Here is a 21,830-nt window from a genome sequence, read left to right on the forward strand (position 1 = left end):
TTATCCATATCTATGCCTTGTATGTCATGATGCGCAGATTTTCGAGCCGGCTTCAACCGCATTTATGCTTCGTTTTTTCTCCGAATGCTTTGCCGCTGCAGTCACTTTCATTTATCCTATGCCGGAAAAGGCCGGCGTTCCCTCCGCCAGTTCCCGAAATTTATGATTTATGCTGATGACGGTTTCGAATATGAGTTGATTCGGATCATCCCCGACGGCGCGCAACCTATCCAAAGATAGTATAACATGATCACAGCTGCAGAATATGCCAACACCAGCCTATAAACCGAGATGTTTACAAGAACCTATGCAAAAAGGAGCCAACCCAAAAGTCCATGGACTCCGGGAGGCTCCTTTTAAAGATCTAGAATTTATAATCGTATTCTGTAATCGCAAGAAAAGCATCCACCAAACGCGGTCTGTCTTCTTTGAAAGTACATCGATAGACGTTTTTCCTATCAGGATTTTGCAAAATCCCCCGATTAAAAATGAGATATTAATCCATACGCCATTTTGGCGATTTCCGCGCGTGTGACTTTGCCCTGCGGATCAAAACGGAGATTGTCTTTTCCGGTCATCAGCCCTAGCGCATTTACGCGGCTTACAGCTTCCTTGGCCCAAGAGGACACCTGCTTCATATCCGCAAAATTTGCATTCGCAGCCCCGCTGCGTTCTTTCACTTTCAAGTAATCGCCGGCCTTCGCAAGGACGACCGCCGCTTCTTCGCGGCTGATCGGGTCCTTAGGACGGAATTTGCCATCACTGCCCTGAATGATGCCGAGCTTCGACGCCTGCGCAACCGCAGCGGAATAATAAGCGCCTGCCGGCACATCCGCAAATTGCCGGTTAGAATCGGCAGACAGATCCACGCCGGCCGCACGCATGACAAGGGTGATAAAATCCGCCCGGGTCACTTGCTGGTTAGGCAGGTAATGCTCTTCGTCCATGCCCTGAATCAGATGTTTCGACGCAAGCTTCGTTATATATTCCTCAGCCCAGATTCCTTGCACATCCTTAAATTGTTTACGGTACTCAAGCACGGCGTAAGAGCCTGGCTGTCCAGCCGCAAACGTTACCGTATTGTCGCCGAAGCTTCCTCCAATATATACTTGCTGTCGGCCCAGCAGGTACACACCTGCATATTCTTTTTGAAGCTGCTTTTGCTGGTCTGGATTCAGAACTCTTTCTACCGTTACCGGCGCGCCGAAGGACGTGACTTCGGTTTCGGTTTTGCCTTTGACCTTGGCCATACGCAGCGTATAGACGAGTCCGGCATGCGAATACTCTTTTGAGTTTCCGATGCTGCCGGCAAGCAGCTGTCTGATGCCGTCATTCATCGTTGTATCGATCCGCAGCAGCAGCATATCCGAATCGATCAGATACTCCGGCAGGGACGCCGCAGGCAGCGCAAGCGTTAGGCCAGGTGCGGAAATGACCATCGAGAGGTTGCTGTCTTTCGCTTTTTTCACCGACGCTGCAGGGAGATATAAAGCAAAACCGCCGGATTGCTCATCTTTCCCGTTTAGCTCCACGGTCACTTTGCCATTGCCGGTACTTGCAATCACCTTGTCCAATACGTCGGCGTCCGCATGGTAAGCACCGTCTGTACCCGGTTTTACAACCAATCGCCCATTTCCGGCATCAGGAATCGGCTTTGTGGTACCTGGATTTGTTCCCGGATTCGTTGCCGGAGTTCCGCCGCCACCAATCCCGCCGCTACCATTTCCGCTTGATCCTCCGGAGTTGCCGTTATTACCTGAATTTCCGGAATTGCCTCCACCTTCAGGCGGACGCACTTCACCGGTTTCACGGCCCGTATAAAATCCCCACACGTCGGATAACATGCTGCCGCTATTTCCATCTTCAGCCTTGACGTACCATTGATTATAGCTGTCAGGAGCGAGCCCCTTCCATTCGGCAGAAGTTTCCGTACCGCTTTTCACGTTGGACCGGGTACCAATGACCTGATCCGTATATACTTTGACTCCGATATAGTCTGTGGCCACCCGTTTGGTCGCCCCCGCAAGTCCGAGATCGAGACTGAATTCGTCTTTGTCTTTGTATGTTTCCGGATCGTAATAGTTGTAATCATTCAAATAAGGCGAGTACGTCTTGATGTGAAGCTTGTTGTTTTTCATGTCAAACTGCATGAGACGGATATATCCAAGACCGCCTTCGGGCGCTCCTTGATAATCAGCCAGCATTTGATATACATTTCGGTCGGGAATGCCGTCGCCGTTGTCGTCCAATCGATCCACTTTCAGTTGTGCATCATGATAATGGCCTGACAAAGCAGCAATGACGTTTTTATTCGGCTTGACCACTTTTTCAAAGATTTGATCGGCAATCGGTGCCCGGTTGTTCGATACAAGCATATATTCATGCAAACAAAGAATGGCTTTCCGTTCAGGGTATTTGGAGACGATCTCGTTCATCCAGTCGATCTCCTTGTCGCCGAGTCCCCAACCCATATACACAATCACAAAATCGTTGCCGTTGGAGGATACCAGATCGTAATGCCCGCGGTTGTTATCGTATGATCCGCCGTATACCTGGTTATTTTTGAAACGATCCTCGCCGAAATATTCCTTGAACTTCGTATAATCATTATTTTGGTGATCGACATCATGGTTCCCTGCCAGTACGCCATACGGAATATTGGCATTTTCGAGAACCTTCATGTCCTTGTCGGCTTCGATCCATTCATATTCCTGATAGGATTTATCAACAACGTCACCCGTATGGATCACGTATTTGATGTTCATCTTCTCTTTTTGCTCCACGATCCAATTTACGATTTTCTGATAGATTTGCGGATAGCTTTGAGAATAGTACTGGGTATCAGACATCCACACAAAAGAGAAGTCATACGGATCCTCAGATTCGGGCGTCGGCTTGCTGCCGCTGTTAGTCAGCTGATTCGCGATTTCGTCTTGAACCATCACGTCGATGGTCTGGCCGTTTGCATAATCCCCGGCTTGGACGACGGCATTCAGTTCAAAGTCTTCAGAACCTGCAATGACATGATCCAGCTGTGTCCACTTCTGATTGGCCGGGCTCCATGCGTATAAGCTGACTTTACGGCCCGCAAGCGATTTACCCTTCCAATTGATTTCAACACGGTCCGTGCTTTTCACGGAAGGGTCGAGTTTCACTTCAAAACGCTGGTAAGGAAATTGATCCACAGAATCGTTAACGAGATAATTTCCGTCTACAGCGCTAATTTTTTTGTAATCCTCCGGACTCAGAGCTTTCTCTCCCGCAGGTACGCGTTCTTTCGGAGGTTCGGTCACGGATGTATTCGTATATCCCGTAAATCCTTCCGTACGGCTGCCATCATACTTATAACCTTTGTAGAAGGTAACCTTCATCGGATCATCATTCGGATCTTGAACCTTAACCGTCAGGTTCGCATTTGTACCGACATTGGTTTGCCCCTGCTTCGGTCCGACCAGCTGCGGCGGAAGCGGGTTCTCATCCGGAATTTTGAAATTGACTGTTCTTTCGGAAATGTTTCCAACCTTGTCCGATGCCTGAATGTACAGCTTATGGGTTCCGCCTTTCATTCGGCCGGATGAGGTTTTAAACGGCAGCTCAACAGGTTTGTCGTCCAACTTCGCCGTAACTTTATCAACGCCGGATTCGTCTTCTATTTTTGCATCGATGACGAACTCGCCGCGATATCCTTTCCCTTCCTCTACGGATGGTTTGATCACCGGCGCGGTGTTGTCGACAACGACACGGGAAGTAATTATCTGCTTTCCTTCAGAGACGGTTATCTCATGCGGGCCATCTTTCACTTGCGTCGTATCCCAGGAATAGGTTCTGGCCTTTAAATGCTCCGGTCCCAAATTGAAATGAAAATCAATCCATTCCCTTTTGCCTGGTGAATCGCCGATCTTGATTTGCTGTTCTTTGACGGCATAATTCGGATCCCAAATTTCGGTGCCGTCGGCAAGCAGCAATCTTACGTTTTTAACCTCGAAATCATCTTTGTTTTCTTCCGGACGTTTGTCAAATGGCGATGTTTTCGAGCCTGCGCGAATGTAAATCACATTATCGCCTGCGTTAAACCGCTCCGCGCTGATCGGGAAAGATAATGTCGTATACGTCGAAATCGGATCCATAAAGGTATGCAAAATCGTCTTTTCCTCCAGCTCCGGAGGTCCCATCGTCACTGCATTTTTAAAATAATAGTCAACGTTTACCGCATCAAAAACAAAATAAGCATCATGTTCAAGACCGGCACCTGTGCTGCTATCAGGCAGGTTATTTCCGTCAATACTCAAATTCACGCCTGTACCTGCTGTTTCTGAAGTACCTTTAATGGTATGAGTCCCTTTAAGAATGTCGTTGTCCTTCACATTGAGACGGAGCGGAGCATCGCTCATGCCCCCGGTAATTGCCACTTTTGCCGTATTGGATTTCGTCTCGTTGATTCCGTCGGAAACCACAAAATAGTATTCGATGTATTTCCGCCCGATCAAATCGGCTGAGGTAAGTTTGTAATGATACATCATATCGTTATAATCTTCTGTCAGACGGTGACCGGTAAACTCAGGCTGTTTGTCCGAGCGGACGTACACCTCAACGGAAGTGACCTCATGATCGTCTTTCGCATCCGCTTTGATCTCCAGTCCTTTGGACTGATCCATCTCCGTAACGTCTGTTACATCCTTCACGGTAGGCGGTACGGTGTCGGCTGCGATATGTACCGGCTCCGCCGGAACCTGTGCGGGAGCAACGGTTCCCGGGGTCGGACCGGCGCTTCCCGAACCGGCCTTGATCATGACCGTGCTGCCGTTTACCGGATAGCTGTAGACAATTGCTTTGTCTTCCTTCGTTTCATCGCTTTTTGTTCCGCCCTCGTACATCTGGTCCGCATTGTAATAAGCTGCGGAAATCTCTTTGCCCGTATTGGTCTTAATGACTACAGCCCGTCTGCCGGAGTTGGACATGCCGTCGCTTTGGATCGTTTGCAGGGTTTTCTCCGGGATCAGATCGGTTTTGTAAAAGCTGTTGAAATCATTTGTCGTATATGAAGTATTGGCGCTGTTCTTAATCCAAAAGACAACGGATTGCTGCGAAGGAATGGTAAAATCCTTATTGGCGGAAGCCCATTCCACATCGTCTTCAGGGCCGCTGTCCGGATAACGGTAGTAGATTTTATAATTTTTGAATGAGATCGGTTGATCGGAATTGTTGTACACCTCGATATATTCAAAAGCATCCGTCGATGTTCCCGGAACGTTCGTCGTATTGGGAACCAATTCGGTGACAAGCAGCACGGGTGCTTTGGAAGGGTCAAATGACGGCATGTTAACTTGCGTTGTATATGGCTTGTCCAACTGCCCGGCTTGAATTCGGTATTGCAGCGTCGGCTCGGCAAGGGCTGCTGCAGGAATCTTCGCCGTGTAGTCTCCCGTATTTCCGGAGTCCGTCATCGAAACGACCGTGTACCTGGATTGCGACGGAGTTTTATAAAGCAGCCTGACGGGTGCTTTGGAACCGTCGGAATTCGTGCCCGGATTGACGATATGGGCATTCACATCATAATCTTTGACATCGATGCTCGCGGCCGGAGTGTGGTTGATTTCAGTTTGCTTGCCTTCTTCCACGACTGCCGGCACAACTTGATCGGGATCAATGGTTCCCGGCGTTGCCGCCAATTGGCCGGAGGAATCCATGACGAGCATCGCATTGCCGCCTGCGGCCGGATGCTTAAAAAAGATGCCTTGATTCGGTTTGACATGCTGCGGTTCATAAGCAGCCGATATAACGGTCTCACCGTTTTTTGTTTTGATCGCAAGCGTTCTGGGGCTGCCGTTCGCCATACCCTGACCGCCTGCGATGCGGAAGAGATTTACGCCTTCAACCAGGTTGGTCCGGAAATTTTGGTTAAACCGCTCCGTTGTCTCCTGGTTATTGCTTCCGTTCATGATCCAGAATACAACCGGCTGCCGGGCAGGAATAATGATATCCGCCCCCGCTTCAGGCGCCCATGTGTCTTTGTTATTGTAAAAGAAAACATAATCCTTAAAGTTGATGTCTTGATCGGAGTTATTGTACACCTCAACAAATTCGTAAGCGTCCGTATTTGTTCCCGGCAAATTATCCGTATCCGGCACCATTTCGGTAATGAGCAGCGCCGGAACCGGGGATTGGGCTGCCGCTGTATGAGGTATGGACGCTTCCGCTTGGATTAGGACCGAATAGGAAGCAGACTGAACGATATTGGCTTCCGCATCCATGATTTCGATCATGTAGTTAAGTTCATGTCCACTTAACATCTCGCCCGGGATATCTCCCGTATATGTATCTGGCTGTTGTCCTTCCGGATGGAGCATGACCGGGGCATATTCTTTCCCGTCCACCGAAAACCGGATTTGTCCGGTCACAGGTTGTCCGCCGCCGTATACGCTTGCGGTAACCGTGTAATTCTTCTGAGCCGGAATCGATGCGGCCGGCGTATGCTGCAACCGAACGCTGCTTGGCTCCTGAACTTGATCCTGAACTTGATCCTGAACTTGATCCTGAACCTCCGTTCCGTTCCCGAGCGGCGCATTCACCAATATTTGCGGTTCCGTATCGGCTGAAGCAATGAGCGCTGTGGGGCTCCCTGCCATCAGTATCATGCCGCTCAGCATGATGATCGACACCTTCCGTTTGATTCCTTTACTCCTGTTCAAAGCGGCCTACATCTCCTTTACGTTTCACATGGTCATCACAACATTTCCATTGTATAAAGGATGTATTTGCCGGATATTAATGCAAAGTAAAGAGATGGTTAATCGCGTTAATTATGTAAAATGCCCTGTACAGCTTATGACTGCTGTATAAATCGCAAAATAACCCCACAAAGAGTATCGGAAAGAAGTCAGACGCCTGAAGGGCGCTTTTGCAAAGCAAAAGTACTGAGAGTATCGGGAAGAAGTAAGGGCGCCCTCGAAGAGGGGCGCTTTTGCGGAGCAAAAATACGGAGTGACGTGTAGCCTTTGAAGCTTATTCCGATTACTTTGCGGGGACCCCAAAAAAACTAACAAAAAAAGACGATTACCATACCAGGTAACCGTCCGATTTCTTTTTCATTTTATCAATAAAGCCGTTTTTCATAACTTTCGTTAAGCGCCGCCCGTACCTCCCGTGAGGATAAACGCAGCTTACCCGCGTGTTCCGCCAGAATCACAGCGGGATCAGGAAGCTCTTCCTTATCCGGCCACGATTCCGGTCTCCATGTCCCGGATCTTTTGAAAGCCTTGGCGCAATGGATAAAACATTCCTCCACTTCGACCCCGATGCCGGCGGCAGGCACCTTGCCCTGGGCGGACATTCGCTCCATCAGTTCACGGTCGCGAATGACATATCCCTTGCCATTGACGCGCAGCGTTTCTTCCAAACCCGGAATGACAAAAATCAAGCCGATATGCGGGTTCGCGAGCAAATTCCGGAGCGAATCATAACGGCGGTTGCCTGGACGTTCAGGAATCACGAGGGTGTGATCGTCTACGATGTATACAAAACCCGCAGCATCGCCGCGTGGAGAACAGTCGCAGCTTCCGTTCTCGCCGCTTGTTGCAATAAAAACCAGCGGCGACAATGAAATAAAATGCCTGCAATGATGATCCAGCTTGCCGATCACTTTATGGTTCACCAAATCTCCCGGTTTGCCGGCAAGCTGCTCCAATTCCTCTTCAGTTTGTATAACATCCTGAAATTTCCTCATAAGGGAATCACCTCCAACCCCTCGATTATAAACGTCAGGATTGTCGACTGTCCACATATTCAGTCATAGCGTCACGCATAAACACGGCGAGGCCTGCGCCAAACCGGTCGATGTTCCGTGTAAAACGTTCATCCTCGACGTACATCTGCCCGAGCCCTTTAAATGCCTCAAGCGAATAGCTCCCGAGCCGGTTCAGCAGCTGGTACCATTCGCCGACGGCTAACTGCGCTTCCTCCGTGGACGGCGATCCATGCCGGAGATCCGCAAGTTTCCGGTAGATGGCATTCATCTCTCTCTCCAGATCCCCTTGCTCCCGTTTGGACAGCTTATTCAATTTTTCATTGGATTCGGCAACCGCCTTGTCTCCCCAGCGCTCCCTTGCTTCCTGCTCGTAGGGGTTGCTGCCAAAATCAAACCCTGCAAATTTATCCTGGTTCGTCATGCTGATTTCTCCTTTCTCATGCTTCATCGTTTGCTCCAAGGTTTCGATCATCCGCTCCAGCCGGGCGCGTTTGTCCAGCAGAAGTTTATGGTGCAGTTCCATCGCTTCCAGCCGGTTAAAATCGGGACGATTGATAATTTCCCTAATTTGCTTAAGGGGGAATCCCAGTTCCCGAAAAAACAAAATTTGCTGCAGCAGCGCAATATCTTCATCGGAATATACCCGGTAGCCGGCCTCCGTCGTTCGGCTTGGATGCAACAGACCGATTTCATCATAATGATGAAGCGTCCGCACGCTGATCCCCGATAGTTCGGCGACTTCCTTAACCATCATGGATGTCTCCTCCTTTCAACTTCAACTATAGAGTATAACGTTACGTGAGTGTCAACAAGAAAGTCCTGATTATACCATTCCCATCCCGTTCCACTGTGATTTTATTTTCACTCCGTGATATCATAGGAAACAGATGAAGTAAACTTCGGGGATCCGATACATCCTTACATACACAATCCAAAAGGGAGCTGAGCAAATATGAAACAGGAAATCATGGAGCGCTTCATTTCCTATGCAAAAATCGAAACGCAATCGAATGAGGACAGCCCCACTTGTCCTTCTACCCCGGGTCAGCTGAATCTTGCCCGCAAGTTGGTTGAGGAACTGAAAGACGTCGGTCTGCAGGAAGTCACGATGGATGAAAACGGTTATGTGATGGCTACCCTGCCCTCCAATTCGGATCATGACGTGCCGACGATCGGATTCCTGGCCCATCTGGATACCGCTACGGATTTCACCGGAGCTGGCGTTAATCCGCAAATCGTGGAAAATTACGACGGCGGCGATATTGTCCTGAACTCGCAATTAAAAATCGTGCTGTCTCCAAAGCAATTTCCCGAGTTATCCGGATATAAAGGCCATACCCTGATTACGACGGACGGAACCACATTGCTGGGAGCCGACGACAAAGCCGGCATCGCCGAAATCATGACCGCCATGGCATATCTGATCGCACACCCGGAAATCAAACATGGAAAAATAAGAGTGGCGTTTACTCCAGACGAAGAAATCGGCAGAGGTCCGGAGAAATTCGACGTCAAAGCATTTAACTCCGACTTTGCGTATACGATGGACGGCGGCCCGCTCGGCGAGCTGGAATACGAAAGCTTCAACGCGGCCAAAGCCAGCATTACGGTTCACGGCACCAACGTACATCCCGGCACGGCCAAAAATAAAATGGTCAACTCCATTAAAATCGCCATGGAACTGAACGGCATGCTTCCAGCTGAACAGGCTCCCGAACATACGGAAGGTTATGAAGGCTTCTACCATCTGCTTAGCCAAAACGGCGACACCGAGCGTACGAAAATGGAATATATCATCCGTGATTTTGACAAAACGGAATTCGCAAACAAAAAAGAAAACATGAAACGGATCGTGAAGGAGCTACAAGCCAAATACGGCGAAGAACGAATCGTATTGGAAATGCGTGACCAGTATTATAATATGAAGGAAAAAATCGAACCCGTAAAAGAAATCGTGGATGTCGCGTACGCTGCCATGGAAAGTCTGGGCATCAAGCCAATCGTGAAACCGATCCGCGGCGGCACGGACGGCTCACAGCTGTCTTACATGGGCCTGCCGACGCCGAATATTTTTACCGGCGGTGAAAACTACCATGGCAAATTTGAATACGTTTCGGTGGACAATATGCTAAAGGCGGTTCAAGTGATTGTCGAAATCGTTCAACGTTTCGAGCGGCGCAGCGCATGAGTTATATACCTGAAGGCAATCGCCAGAGCAATGTCGATCGTTTCTCAGGTTTCGAAGATACCTATGACCGGCATCGTCCCGGCGCTCCGAATGAGGTGATCCGTATCCTGAACGGCTATCTCGGTTATAAACCCGCCCTGGTATTGGATATCGGCTGCGGCACCGGTCTATCCACATTCATCTGGAATAAACATGCCGGGCAAGTCATCGGCATCGAACCCAATGACGACATGAGAAGCAAAGCCGAGAGCAAGCTGTATTCACTCATGAATGAGCAGCGGGATGTGAAAATTCGCTTTATGAGCGGTTATTCTAATCGGCTTGAATTTCCGGATGAATCCGCAGATTTGATCACCTGCTCTCAGTCCTTTCATTGGATGGAACCTGTCAGCACACTCGCTGAAGCGTCAAGAGTTTTGAAGCCGGGAGGCGTTTTTGCCGCATACGACTGCGATTGGCCGCCAACCGCTTCATGGCAAGCTGAACAGGCGTACGTGGAGCTTCTCGATCATGCCGACGAACTGCTTTCCGCGAAGCAAAATAAGCAGGATCAGGCCCTCAAACATGATAAAGAAAAGCATCTGGCCAACATTCGCAGCAGCGGCGCTTTCCGGTACGCGCGGGAAATCGTATTTCATAACCGCGAGCTTTGCGACAGTGAGCGTTATATCGGCCTGGCGCTTAGCCAGGGAGGAATCCAGACGGTGATGAAGCTTGGTTTTTCCGAGCTGGACGAAGAAATTGAACGCTTCAAAGCCCTGGTTGCAGAGCATTTTCAAGACCGGACGCTCGAAGTGCTGTTCAGCTATCGGATGAGAATCGGCGTGAAATAAGCAGAAAAAAGCGGAAGCAAGATGATTGATCTTGCTCCGCTTTTTTGATTTTGGCCCTGGATCGGGTCCGCAATTGATCGGTAAAGGAGATCTTTCTTTCCTTTCCATGTCCATTATGTTAAAAAGTTGATCCGCACTTCCGAATGCGTTTAGCAAAGTAGCTTTCAATAGAAATTTGAAGAACGGTCATGGTATATCTATATTTCGCGGAGTCGTTCCAGATCATATAATTTTGGGGTATTATTAAATTCTCTTTTAAAAGGGACGTAGGTTATTTCATATGTAATTTGAAGAATGCCTGCAAATCTGCATCCTTTTCTAACACTCTCGCCACTTTTAAAGAAGGAACCTGAAAATACATCTCTTTCAGATTTTTTTATTAGGGAATGAGGAAGTTACTGCAAATGTAATCCATTTCATAATGCCAACCGCTGGTAGATCGAATATACTAGGTTCAAGCATTCGTTATACATCCATTTATGAAACTGATTGGATATAGATCGATAAGTATTAAATGATTCGATATTCAGGTTCAAATACTCGATATCAATTATGAAATGGATTCAGGGCGCAAGCTTTTTCAGACAGTTGATCATGTGATCAGAAAAATGTTGCGAAAGTGCATCCTTTTCAGGTATTTTATAGCGTGAAATGCAAAATTGTTGCGAAAGTACATCCATTTGATCATGAATCGTCTGTTTAAGCCTAAAAGCTGGGGAAAAGATGCACTTTTGCAAGCTTTCTAGCCATCATTGCCTGGAACGTTAAAATAGATGCACTTTTGTACGCCTGTTGATTATCAAAAAAATGGTAGAAAAAGACCGCTCATTTCTGTAAAGTGTTTGTACCCCTACAAACCCTACGGAAGGTGAGACGGTCTCATGAACCATCGTACAATGTTAGTCCCTATTCTTCAATCCCTTATTCCTAACGAGGAGCTTCAACCTTTGTTACAGCAAGCCAATTATGTTGATACAGCAAGGAAATTTACAGTTTACGAGCTCTTTATCTTTCTTGCTGAAGCGGCGCTTGGGCAGTGGGATGGCTATCGAGACGGAGAAAAGCGAATGGTCGCCTGTGGATTGCGTCCGGCGGATCACTCCACGATCTCCAAAAAAGCGAAAGAAGTTCCGTTCAGCGTCTTTAAGCAACTGCTTCATCTACTGATTCGCAAATGCAATCGCTCCACGCGCAGGCGTCTTCGGCTTCCAAAAGAGCCGCTGGCGGTGGATTCCACGACCATTTCTGCCGGTCACAATCGGCTGCCTTGGGCTCCATCGGTAAAAGGAGAGAAGAGTGGCATTAAGCTGCACGTGTCTTTGTTGACTGAGACCGGCGAACTCCATCGTGTTACGGAATCGACGGGAAAACAGCACGATTCGACCCTGTGCAGCGCGGTAACGGACTCCAATTTCATTCTGGTTGCGGATCGTGCATATGGAAAGCATAAACAGTTTGATGCGTACATGGAGCAGGAGCAACGGCAGTATTTTGTCATCCGGTTGAGAAACAATACGGTACTGCATGAGCCGGTTTATCGTGAACGAAAACGCCCTTACGAACATACGATTGAGCAAGATTTGACCTGTCAGCTCGGAACAAAAGCGTCTTTGACCCGATATCGATTTCGGGTCGTAAAGCTAAAGGATCCCCAAGGCAACCCGGTTGTCCTGGCGACCAACTTACACCGTCCCTCGGCGGAGAAAATAGCAGAAGTCTACCGACAACGCTGGCAAATCGAGGTGTTTTTTCGATGGATTAAACAGCATCTGAATGTGCCCAAACTTTTTGGGAAGACACCAAATGCCGTTTACGGACAATTATACACCGCATTAATCGTGTACGTGCTGCTTCAGTACGTGTATGAGCAGGGAAATAGCCAGGTTCACCCAAGTGCACGATTATCTTTTGCAGAGTTCGATCGACTGATCAGCTTAGCGGCCTTGCCTCCCGAATGGGTGGTTTATTTGGCTCACCATTTAGCATTGCCATAACCCAGATGCTGGTAAATCAACAGGCGTGCACTTTTGCAACTTTTCAGGTGAAACAGTCTGTCATTTTTGTATGTAGGATTTTGCTAAAACCAAAAAGTATTCAAGAATCCATATCATTAATGCCGCTGTTCAAATACCCGTAATATTATTTATTATGAAAATTGATTCAATGTGCTACCTTTCCGAGGGGAATCTACTCATTTGGTTAAAACGGCCGGAAAAGCCTGCACATTTCAGGCTGTCGAGACCCCCCTGTTTTTACAGGCGGGTTAAAATTCCTCTTCGGTCTATAAAGCAGGGTTCTCAGAGCGTTTTAAATCGATTTTTGTTTTAAAGGATGTGCTTCCCAGGTTCATTTTCATTTAGGCGATCCGACCAATTGACAGCACTATCCTTTGTCAGAACCTTCTCACGGCAACTTCATTTCAGCAGCTACCTTCCTCTTTTGCGGTTTTCTTTTTTACAGCCCCATTCTTTTTTCAGTTCCATTTTTTCAGTTCCTTTTTTTTCAGTTCCTTCTTTTTCAGTTCCTTTTATTTCGAGTTTCCTCTTTTTCATGTCATTAATAAACCTGTTAATTTTCTCTTTTCCGGGTCATCAATAATCGCATCACGTTTTCAGCAGCACGTTCCATATTTACCTCTCCCTGCTGCAATGCGGTCTCCAAGGTACATGCTCCTGGCATAATGCCGAAAACCGCGTCGATCCCCTGGCCATACAGCTCGCTGATGCCTTCACCGAGATGGCCGGCAAAGGCGATAACCGGCTTGGCGTGTTTTTGCGCCACCTGGGCTACGCCGAAAGGCGTTTTGCCAAACTTCGTCTGAACATCGATGCTGCCTTCCCCTGTCCAGACCATGTCCGCCTGCCTGATTTTTGCTTCCAACCCTGTATATTCAATGACAAGCTCGACGCCCTTTTTCAGAACCCCATTTAAAAATACCATCAATCCCGCACCCAAACCGCCAGCCGCTCCCGCTCCGGGGACATCCGCAATGGTTTTGCCCATCTGCGACTGAATCACATCGGCATAATGCCGTAAACCGGCATCCAGCATGGCCGCCATCCCCGGCGTGGCGCCTTTTTGCGGTCCAAACACATAAGAAGCGCCTGCGGGTCCGCATAATGGATTGGTTACGTCGCATGCTACTTCAATTTTGACCTTACCCATTCTCGGATCCATATCGCTAAGGTCAATGCGGGCTAACTTGCGGAGCTCCGCACCGCCCGGTCCAAGCTCACAGCCCTTGTCGTCAAGCAGCCTGCCGCCCAAAGCTTGCAGCATCCCTGCACCGCCGTCATTGGTTGCACTGCCCCCAATCCCGATCAGTATCCTGTCGATGTCATGATCAAGCACGGCCCGGAGCAACTGCCCCGTTCCAAAAGTGGTGGTTAGCAGCGGATTCCTCGCTTCCTTCGGGATCAACCCGATGCCGCTTGCGCTGGCCATTTCCAGTACGGCCGTCTTCCCGTCACCCATGATGCCGTATGAAGCCTCCACCTCGCTGCCAAGCGGTCCTTTCACCTTAAGCATGTGAACGGTTCCGCCCGTCGCATCCACCAAAGACTGCATCGTGCCTTCGCCCCCGTCAGCCATTGGCACTTCGATGCAGCGCGCTATCGGATTGGCCTTATGAATGCCTCTGGCCATGGCTGCGCAGACCTGTTTAGCGGTCATGCTTTCCTTAAACGAATCTGGAGCAAGCAGGATCGTCATTTCTTTTTCCATAGAGCCCCCTCCATTCCGGCCGCTTCTTTCTGAAAGTGGTTATACCAAAATGATTTACGATGCTTTGGAAATCATGATTTTGCGGATGATCTGGTTCGTCACTTCTGACAGCAGCAGCCCAAGCGCGATCGCACCCGACATCATAAACGCTGCCGCCCCCGATTGTACGGCCTGGTCGTATTGATTCTCCACCGCGTTTCGCATCGCATCGTAGGCAAGTCCCCCGGGTACAAGTGGAATAATACCTGAAACGCTGAATACGATGATAGGTTTACGGTATTTTTTTGCAAAAATCGAGCTGATCAAGGTCACGCAATAAGCGGCGACCACGGTTGCTGCCACGCGCAGAACTCCGATGTCCTGTAGCCAGATGTAAAGCATCCAGCCCACCATACCGGCAAAGCCACATTGGATGAGCGATTGCTTCGGAGCGTTAAATATCATGCCAAAAGCGGCAGAAGCAATGAAGCTGGTTAGGATTTGTTCGATGTACATTAGCTCCTCCTATTGAATAGACAGCATAAACGCGATACCCGCGCCGATCGCAAAAGATGTTATAAAAGCTTCGGCTCCCTTGGACAATCCGGAGACCAAATGCCCCGCCATCAAGTCCCGGATCGCATTCGTAATCAAAAGCCCGGGCACGAGCGGCATGACGGAACTGATAATGATGATGTCTCGCGCTTGACCGAATCCGTATTTGACGAAAAGCACCGCACACAAACCGATCATCAAAGCGCCGGAAAACTCGGCAAAAAACTTCACCGGAACCAGCCGGTGCAGCAGCACCGAGCAGTAATAACCGATGCCGCCGGCCAGCATAGCCGGTACAAAATCCAGCCAAGTGCCGCGAAACATGATCAGAAAACAGCCGCTGGCCACAGCGGCCATCAGAACGTTGAGCCATAACGGATAAATGGCCTGGGTTCGCTCAATCTCCTTGAGCTCCCGGTAGGCCTCTGCAATAGATAACTCCCCCCTGCTGATCTGGCGCGAAAGGGTGTTCACCCGGTCGATTTTATATAGATTGGTGGTCCGCTCCGTGATTCGGCTGAGCCGGGTCATCGGCTGCGGATCTTCCAACGAAAAAATAATTCCTGTCGGTGTCATATAGCTATGAGTATGGTCGATGCCGTAGGATGACGCAATCCGCATCATCGTATCTTCGACCCGATACGTTTCCGCCCCGCTTTGCAGCATGATCTGCCCTGCCAGCAAGCAGACTTTCATGATTTCCCGTTCCTTCTGCAATGAGTCTTCCAAGGCCTGCTCCTTTCGCCTGTTCCCGCTATTGATGTCAAATTAATATACAGTATAATGCCTTTTCCAAATAAAAGCATTGGATTTTAAGGCTCAAAACTGAAATTAGTTTTTGACATTTATGCACGTTGACCGCTACGGCTCCGGATCGTTCTTCCGATCGCTGTTGTCTCCAAATTTCTATGATTATATTTTCCACAGTCGTATAAATTCGGAGACAGCCTATGCTTCCGATGATAGCTTTCCTATGGAAAGCTTTTAGGCGAACGCTTCCGCTGCTTCAGATCGATTCCGTCCCCTCCGCTACTTCGCCTATTGTCAAGAACTAATTATGGATGTTAAGCCGATTTAAACGTCTTTAACCGATAAATTATGTACTGTTAATAGGCGAATGAAACCGGCCCGCCGAAGGGCAGTTCTGAAGCGGGCCGGCTGTTCATTTCTTGCTTTTGTTCAAGCGTCCGAAACGGTCAAGCTTATGCCCACATGCTCATGGTTAGGATTGCAAACTCCATAACGCCGGCACATTTGCTGGCTCCCAGCCCGGCAACGAGGTATGCGGCTGCAGACATTTATACACCTTTCCGTTATAAGTCACCGCATCATCTTTAACATACGCCTTTCCGGCCACCCAAGCGGCGGGAGCCGGCACATCGGAATCCGTGGTGACCGTAAGCGCGTTGCTGGCGGCGGAAACATTCCCGGCGGCGTCTTTGGCCTTAACAGTGAAGGTATAAGCTGTATTCGGCGTCAAACCGTTAATGACGGCTGTAACCGTTGTTCCATCCACCGATGCAGCCAGCGCAGAACCTTGATACACCTCATAACCGGTCACTCCTACGTTGTCTGTCGAAGCTGTCCAGGTCAGCGTGACGCTGGTCGCCGTCTTGGACGAAACGGCGAGATTGGCCGGAGCGGAAGGCGGCGTTGTATCCTCCGAAGGAGCATCCGTGGTTACGGTAACCGTGCTGCTCGGATCAGAGAGATTTCCGGCGGCATCCTTGGCTTTAACGGTGAATGAATACGTTGTATTCGGAGAGAGTCCGGTAATGACGGCTGTCAGCGTAGAACCATTCACGGAAGCGGCGAGCGTGTTCCCTTGGTATACATCATAACCTGTCACTCCAACGTTATCCGTCGATGCCGTCCAGGTCAATGTCACGGATGTGGATGTTTTGGCCGCGGCCTTCACATTGCCTGGAGCGGTTGGCGGCGTTGTATCGGCGTTTTCAAGCGTTACCGTGACCGCATTGCTTGCGGCTGATACATTCCCCGCCGCATCCTTGGCTTTGACTGTAAACGAATAGGCGGTTGCCGGAGTCAATCCCGTCACCGTGTATGTTGTGGACGTGGAGCTTCCTACAAGCGTGTTTCCTTGGTAAACGTCATATCCGGTTACTCCAATGTTATCTGTGGAGGCCGTCCAGGTTAATGTAACTGAATTGGCTGTTTGAGCGGAGACTGCAAGATTGGTTGGGGCCGTCGGAGGCTGTGTATCCTGCGGAGGTGCGGATTGCAGCTGCCACAAAGTCGGAGCGGAAGGCGGTTCCCAACCGACGATCGAGGTATGCGCATACGTGCATTTGTACAAATTGCCGTTATAGGTCACATAGGCACCTACTGCATATGCGGTATTGGCCTGCCAAGCCGGGAAGCTAGGATCTGTCGGCGTTGTTACGCTGATGGCATTGCTTGCCGCAGACATGTTTCCGGAGAGATCCTTCGCTTTGACATAGAAGCTGTAAGTTGTACCCGCTGTCAGCCCCGACAATGTTTCCTTCAGGTTAGGCGTCGATTTCACAAGCGTGCCATTCTGGTAAATATCGTAGCCTGCAATATCATCATTGTCTGTTGAAGCGTCCCATTTCAGCGTAACGCTTGTTTTCGTCTTGGCAATCGCAACGAGGTTGGCTGGAGCAGTCGGCGGCTGATTATCAATGACAGGCGGGGCGGTCGTAATCGTTAATGGAGCGCTTGGGGGAGAGGTATTGCCTGCGGCATCCCTTGCCTTAACCGTAAAGGTGTAGGTGGTGCTTCCGGTAAGTCCTTTGATCAAAGCCGTCGTCGTTGCGCCATCGACTGTTTGCACCAGTGTCTGGCCTTGATAAATGTCATAATACATCACGCCCACATTATCTGTGGAAGCCGTCCAGCCGAGCGTAACTTTCTTGTCGCCGACGGCTGATGCCGCCAAATTCGTAGGGGCTGTAGGCGGGATGTTGTCTACCGGAGGCGTCCCCGTCGTCAGATCGTTATACACCTTATCGAGCAGTTTCGGGCCGGTACAGCTGAACTTCGGACTGGTCCGGCAGTCGGAGCTGAATTCCCAGAACATCGCTCCACCCAAATACTTGTTTTTGATATAGTCGGTTTTGTACCCAATCGATTCCGTATCATCGTACGAAATGAAGATTTTCGTATTCGGATTGTAAAGATACGGCACTTTGGCGGTATTGTTCCAGTAACGGGTGTATCCGTTTTTGTTTACATAGTTAGCGGCGATATCCCCATAATCAAATACGCCGGTATTGCCCGAATTGGAATCGTCCCAAGTGCCGACCGGGGACCATTTGTAAACAGAGCCGGGATCAGCTGTACAAGTCTGGAACTGGCCGTCGTTATTCGGTCCGGGAGGGCAGTTTTTCCAGCTGCGGCCCATGAATTCAAGGCCAAGAACGAGTTTGTTCATTGGGACTCCGGCTTTCTGATAAGCCTGGATCGCTCCGTCCACAAAGAAGTTGTTAGCGATGTACGGGTCTTTGGGGTCTCCGTAAAGCCCGGTATTGTGGCTTGTGGTCGCTTCAAATGAACCGCCGTGGAAATCATAGGTCATAATGTTGATCCAATCGACGATCTGCGCGATTTTTGCCAGTTCCGTGTTGTTCACGAAGGTTTGGCTCGCGCCCGAAGCGATGGTCAGGATATAATGCTTGCCGTCTTCGGCGCCTGCAGCATCCAGCTGGCTGCGGACTTCCTGCAGAAGCAGCGTGTAATTTTGTTTGTCTTCCGGACGATGGCTATTCCCCGGAATCGCCTCGACATTCGGATACTCCCAGTCCAGATCCACGCCGTCAAATCCATACGCCCGCAGCGCATCGACTGCGGATTTGGCGAAGGTTTTACGCGTGGTGTCCGATGCCGCCGTATCCGAAAACCGGTTGGACCACGTCCAGCCGCCAACGGACAGGATGGTTTTGAGCTGCGGATGGGCCGCCTTCAAGCTGCGCAAAGCGCCGAAGTTTCCGCATGCCGCATCGGCCCAACAGCCTGTCGTCGGCCCGCCTGGAGTCGGCCGAAGCGCATCCGCATCGGGATCGCCGAGCACAATGCTGCCGTTCGGAACATTGCCCTGCTGCAGCGGAATCCCGGATGTGGTGCAAGGCCAGGTTTGCTTATTGGGATTGTCCGGGGCCGTCGAAGGATTCCCATGTTTACCGTCCCAGCAAATATCCGCAAAAGCATAATTAATATGCGTTACTTTGGATACATCGATATTGGAAACGTTATAATTTCTGCCGTAGATTCCCCATGAAGGAAAATAACCAACCAGTTTATACCCGCTGTCCGCCGCGGCTTTTGCTTCGTTCCCGGCGCTTGCGGCATTTGCCGCCCCCTGGAAAAAAGGAACAAGCGCAATCAGCAGGCTCAGCATGACAAGCCATACCCCATAAAAACCTTTTTTCATGTACATGGCGACGCCTCTCTTTCAAACATCAGTTTGGTTTAGCATTATTTCTTCGCCCATAAAGCAGGCACGTTCGGCGGTTCCCAGCCAGGAAGCGAGGTATGGGGCTGCCGGCATTTATAAATAACTCCGCCGTAGTTCACCTCAACACCGGCGGCATAGGTCGTATTCGGTGCCCAAGCCGGAGCAGTCACAGGGCCGGAAGCATCGGTAGTCGCCTGCACCTCGTTGCTTGCAGGAGAAATATTCCCGGCCGCATCCCTGGCTTTTACCGAGAACGTATACGCCGTTTGGGGCGTCAGTCCGCTAACCGTAAAGCTCGTCGAAGTTGCGGGCACGGTCCCCGCAAGCTCATTCCCCTTGAAAATGTCGTAGCCGATGACGGCCACATTATCCGTGGATGGACTCCACTGTAGAGACACGGTCGTATCCGTATGAGCGGTTACCGAAAGATTGCTTGGTGCGGTCGGCGGCTCGGTATCCGTTCCCTGAGGGAGCGTGGATACGGTAAGCGGGACGCTGGCATCTGAAATGTTACCCGCGGCATCCACTGCTCGCACGGTAAACGTATAAGTTGTCTGCGGCGTAAGACCCGTAACGGTGTAGCTGGTTCCTGTAACGCGGGTCAGCAGAGTTTGGCCTTGATAGATGTCATAACCGATAACGCCGACATTGTCTTGCGAAGCATCCCAATTCAATGTGATCGTCGTAGCCGTTTGCAAAGGCGAATTCAAATGGGTTGGAGTTGTTGGTGCGGTTGTATCAGGCAGTGTAGGACCCGCATGCAGATCCGAGGCGAGTTGTTGAAGAAGTTTCGTGCCTGTGCAGGTATATTTGGGGCTTGTCCGGCAATCCTCGCTCAAATCCCAAATCATGGCGCCCCCGAGAGAGCGGTTCTTGATAAAGGAAGCTTTGGCGGTAATCGATTGCGGATCTTCGTAGCTGATAAAAATCTTGGAGGAAGGGTTGTATAGGTATGGCACTTGACTGGTCTGGCTCCAGTAGCGGGTAAAACCGTTTTTGTTCACGTAACCTGCCGCCAGGTCGCCGTAATCGAACATTCCCGTCGGCCCGGATTCATAGTTGTCCCAGGTTCCGTTTGGGATATAGTTGCCGTTAAAGTCTGGCGTGCAGGTCTGGTAAAGTCCATCCCCATTGGGTCCGGGCGCACAATTTTTCCAGCCCCGTCCATAAAACGGAACGCCCATGACGATTTTGGAAGCCGGTACTCCGGCATTCATGTATGCGGTAATGGCAGAATCGGCACTGAATTTATTGATAGTATCCGGATCATTAGGGTCGGAATATAGGCTGGCGTTATGATTCGTGGTTTGTTCCCAGTCCCCGTGAAAATCATAGGTCATGATATTAATCCAATCGAGGATCCCGGCGATCGTGCCAAGTTCGGTTGTTAATGCGTAAGACGAATTGGCCCGTCCGGCAATCGTCAGCAAATAGGTGCGTCCATCTTGCGCTCCTGCGGCGCTAAGTTTATCACGCGTTTCCTGCAGCAGCAGCGTAAAGTTATGCTTATCCTCCGGACGTTGGCTGTTGCCGGGCAGCCCGCCGCCTACCGGATACTCCCAGTCAATATCGATTCCGTCAAAACCGTAGGTGCGGATCACATTCACTGCGGAATTGGCAAAATTGGTCCGGGCAGCAGGATCGGCCGCCACATCGGAGAAATGATTGGACCATGTCCATCCGCCGACGGACAATAACGTCTTCAGATTCGGGTTGGACTGCTTCAGCATCTTGAGCTTGTAGAAGTTGCCGCATTTCCCTTTTTCGCAATCCTCCCATTCAAGCGGAACGCCGTCATTATTGTTTACGTCCGCCCATGGATCGCCAAGCACAATCGCGCCGTTCGGAACATTCCCCGTCTGGGTCGGCACGCCGGCATCCTTGCAGTTCCATGTTGCTTTGTTCGGATTGCCGGGATCATTGGACGGATTGCCGTGTTTACCGTTCCAGCACAAATCCGCAAAAGCGTAATTCAGATGAGTAAGCTTCGATGCATCAATATGTTCCACCTGAAAGTTGGGATCATAAATCCCCCAATTCGTGAAGTAGCCGACAACCTTGTAAGCCGGACTTGCGGGATCTGCTTGTCCAATTCCCGCTCCGCCAGGACCCCAACCTGTCATCAATAACAGCAGGCCAAGCAAAGCGGCAAACATTCCCTTTCCCCATGGCTTTGCGTCTCCCATGTCTCATCCTTCTTTCGGTTCAATTTCCGGTTCCTTGCGCCAACCCGGGATTTGAACGCATGGCCGGAGCTTGTCATCGCCCGAAGCCGAAACCAAACTCTTTCACCTCCTTTCCAGGATGAGATGGTATTGATTGGTCTATTATTTTCTTGATCGCGCATCATATCGTCTGATCAAGGACAGCCGC

12 protein-coding genes are annotated in these 21,830 nt (G+C 50.0%); 3 read left to right on the forward strand and 9 right to left on the reverse strand.

What is annotated here, in order from left to right:
• Positions 1 to 482 precede the first annotated feature (482 nt).
• The 3 genes from L6442_RS20610 to L6442_RS20620 form a co-directional block, all read right to left on the reverse strand.
• Positions 483 to 6,689 carry an S-layer homology domain-containing protein gene (locus L6442_RS20610; protein WP_212980943.1) on the reverse strand — a complete coding sequence of 2,069 codons (6,207 nt, stop codon included), beginning with the start codon at positions 6,687 to 6,689 and terminating at the stop codon, positions 483 to 485.
• Positions 6,690 to 7,093: 404 nt separating this feature from the next.
• Positions 7,094 to 7,723, reverse strand: coding sequence for a pyridoxamine 5'-phosphate oxidase family protein (locus L6442_RS20615; protein WP_212980942.1), 630 nt, complete (start codon positions 7,721 to 7,723; stop codon positions 7,094 to 7,096).
• Between the two features lie 34 nt (positions 7,724 to 7,757).
• Positions 7,758 to 8,498, reverse strand: coding sequence for a MerR family transcriptional regulator (locus L6442_RS20620; RefSeq protein WP_212980941.1), 741 nt, complete (start codon positions 8,496 to 8,498; stop codon positions 7,758 to 7,760).
• A 198-nt stretch (positions 8,499 to 8,696) separates the two neighbouring features.
• Between L6442_RS20620 and pepT the strand changes: the two genes are divergently transcribed.
• From pepT to L6442_RS20635, 3 genes are all read left to right on the forward strand, one after another.
• Positions 8,697 to 9,932: a peptidase T gene (gene pepT, locus L6442_RS20625; RefSeq protein ID WP_212980940.1), complete on the forward strand. Its 1,236-nt coding sequence runs from the start codon at positions 8,697 to 8,699 to the stop codon at positions 9,930 to 9,932.
• Positions 9,929 to 10,765: a class I SAM-dependent methyltransferase gene (locus L6442_RS20630; RefSeq protein WP_212980939.1), complete on the forward strand. Its 837-nt coding sequence runs from the start codon at positions 9,929 to 9,931 to the stop codon at positions 10,763 to 10,765. Before pepT ends, L6442_RS20630 begins: the two co-directional genes overlap by 4 nt.
• An 881-nt stretch (positions 10,766 to 11,646) precedes the next feature.
• Positions 11,647 to 12,759: an IS4 family transposase gene (locus L6442_RS20635; RefSeq protein WP_237100017.1), complete on the forward strand. Its 1,113-nt coding sequence runs from the start codon at positions 11,647 to 11,649 to the stop codon at positions 12,757 to 12,759.
• A 432-nt stretch (positions 12,760 to 13,191) separates the two neighbouring features.
• On the opposite strand, the gene L6442_RS32855 is transcribed toward L6442_RS20635, so the two are convergent.
• The 6 genes from L6442_RS32855 to L6442_RS20665 form a co-directional block, all read right to left on the reverse strand.
• Positions 13,192 to 13,317, reverse strand: coding sequence for a hypothetical protein (locus tag L6442_RS32855; RefSeq protein ID WP_272880271.1), 126 nt, complete (start codon positions 13,315 to 13,317; stop codon positions 13,192 to 13,194).
• 16 nt (positions 13,318 to 13,333) lie between these two features.
• On the reverse strand, positions 13,334 to 14,488 hold the full coding sequence (locus tag L6442_RS20640; RefSeq protein WP_212980839.1) for a glycerate kinase family protein: 1,155 nt from the start codon (positions 14,486 to 14,488) through the stop codon (positions 13,334 to 13,336).
• Positions 14,489 to 14,542: 54 nt separating this feature from the next.
• The gene (locus L6442_RS20645) at positions 14,543 to 14,983 is read right to left on the reverse strand and encodes a threonine/serine exporter family protein (protein ID WP_212980840.1); all 441 of its coding nucleotides are present in this window, start codon (positions 14,981 to 14,983) and stop codon (positions 14,543 to 14,545) included.
• 9 nt (positions 14,984 to 14,992) lie between these two features.
• Positions 14,993 to 15,751 (reverse strand): threonine/serine exporter family protein, encoded by a 759-nt coding sequence (locus L6442_RS20650; protein ID WP_373871854.1) that lies wholly within the window; start codon positions 15,749 to 15,751, stop codon positions 14,993 to 14,995.
• A 493-nt stretch (positions 15,752 to 16,244) separates the two neighbouring features.
• On the reverse strand, positions 16,245 to 19,439 hold the full coding sequence (locus L6442_RS32860) for a glycosyl hydrolase family 18 protein (RefSeq protein WP_244871472.1): 3,195 nt from the start codon (positions 19,437 to 19,439) through the stop codon (positions 16,245 to 16,247).
• Positions 19,440 to 19,477: 38 nt separating this feature from the next.
• Positions 19,478 to 21,643: a glycosyl hydrolase family 18 protein gene (locus L6442_RS20665; protein WP_237100018.1), complete on the reverse strand. Its 2,166-nt coding sequence runs from the start codon at positions 21,641 to 21,643 to the stop codon at positions 19,478 to 19,480.
• Positions 21,644 to 21,830: the final 187 nt, after the last annotated feature.

The sequence above is a fragment of the Paenibacillus azoreducens genome (genome assembly GCF_021654775.1).
Taxonomy (GTDB): domain Bacteria; phylum Bacillota; class Bacilli; order Paenibacillales; family Paenibacillaceae; genus Paenibacillus_AQ; species Paenibacillus_AQ azoreducens.

Bases quoted from the DNA above. Each gene is read 5' to 3' on its own strand.
- L6442_RS32855 (WP_272880271.1), bottom strand. From the start codon at position 13,317: ATGAAAAAGAGGAAACTCGAAATAAAAGGAACTGAAAAAGAAGGAACT.
- L6442_RS20635 (WP_237100017.1), top strand. From the start codon at position 11,647: ATGAACCATCGTACAATGTTAGTCCCTATTCTTCAATCCCTTATTCCT.
- L6442_RS20615 (WP_212980942.1), bottom strand. From the start codon at position 7,723: ATGAGGAAATTTCAGGATGTTATACAAACTGAAGAGGAATTGGAGCAG.
- L6442_RS32860 (WP_244871472.1), bottom strand. From the start codon at position 19,439: ATGTACATGAAAAAAGGTTTTTATGGGGTATGGCTTGTCATGCTGAGC.
- L6442_RS20640 (WP_212980839.1), bottom strand. From the start codon at position 14,488: ATGGAAAAAGAAATGACGATCCTGCTTGCTCCAGATTCGTTTAAGGAA.
- L6442_RS20645 (WP_212980840.1), bottom strand. From the start codon at position 14,983: ATGTACATCGAACAAATCCTAACCAGCTTCATTGCTTCTGCCGCTTTT.
- pepT (WP_212980940.1), top strand. From the start codon at position 8,697: ATGAAACAGGAAATCATGGAGCGCTTCATTTCCTATGCAAAAATCGAA.
- L6442_RS20620 (WP_212980941.1), bottom strand. From the start codon at position 8,498: ATGATGGTTAAGGAAGTCGCCGAACTATCGGGGATCAGCGTGCGGACG.
- L6442_RS20665 (WP_237100018.1), bottom strand. From the start codon at position 21,643: ATGGGAGACGCAAAGCCATGGGGAAAGGGAATGTTTGCCGCTTTGCTT.
- L6442_RS20630 (WP_212980939.1), top strand. From the start codon at position 9,929: ATGAGTTATATACCTGAAGGCAATCGCCAGAGCAATGTCGATCGTTTC.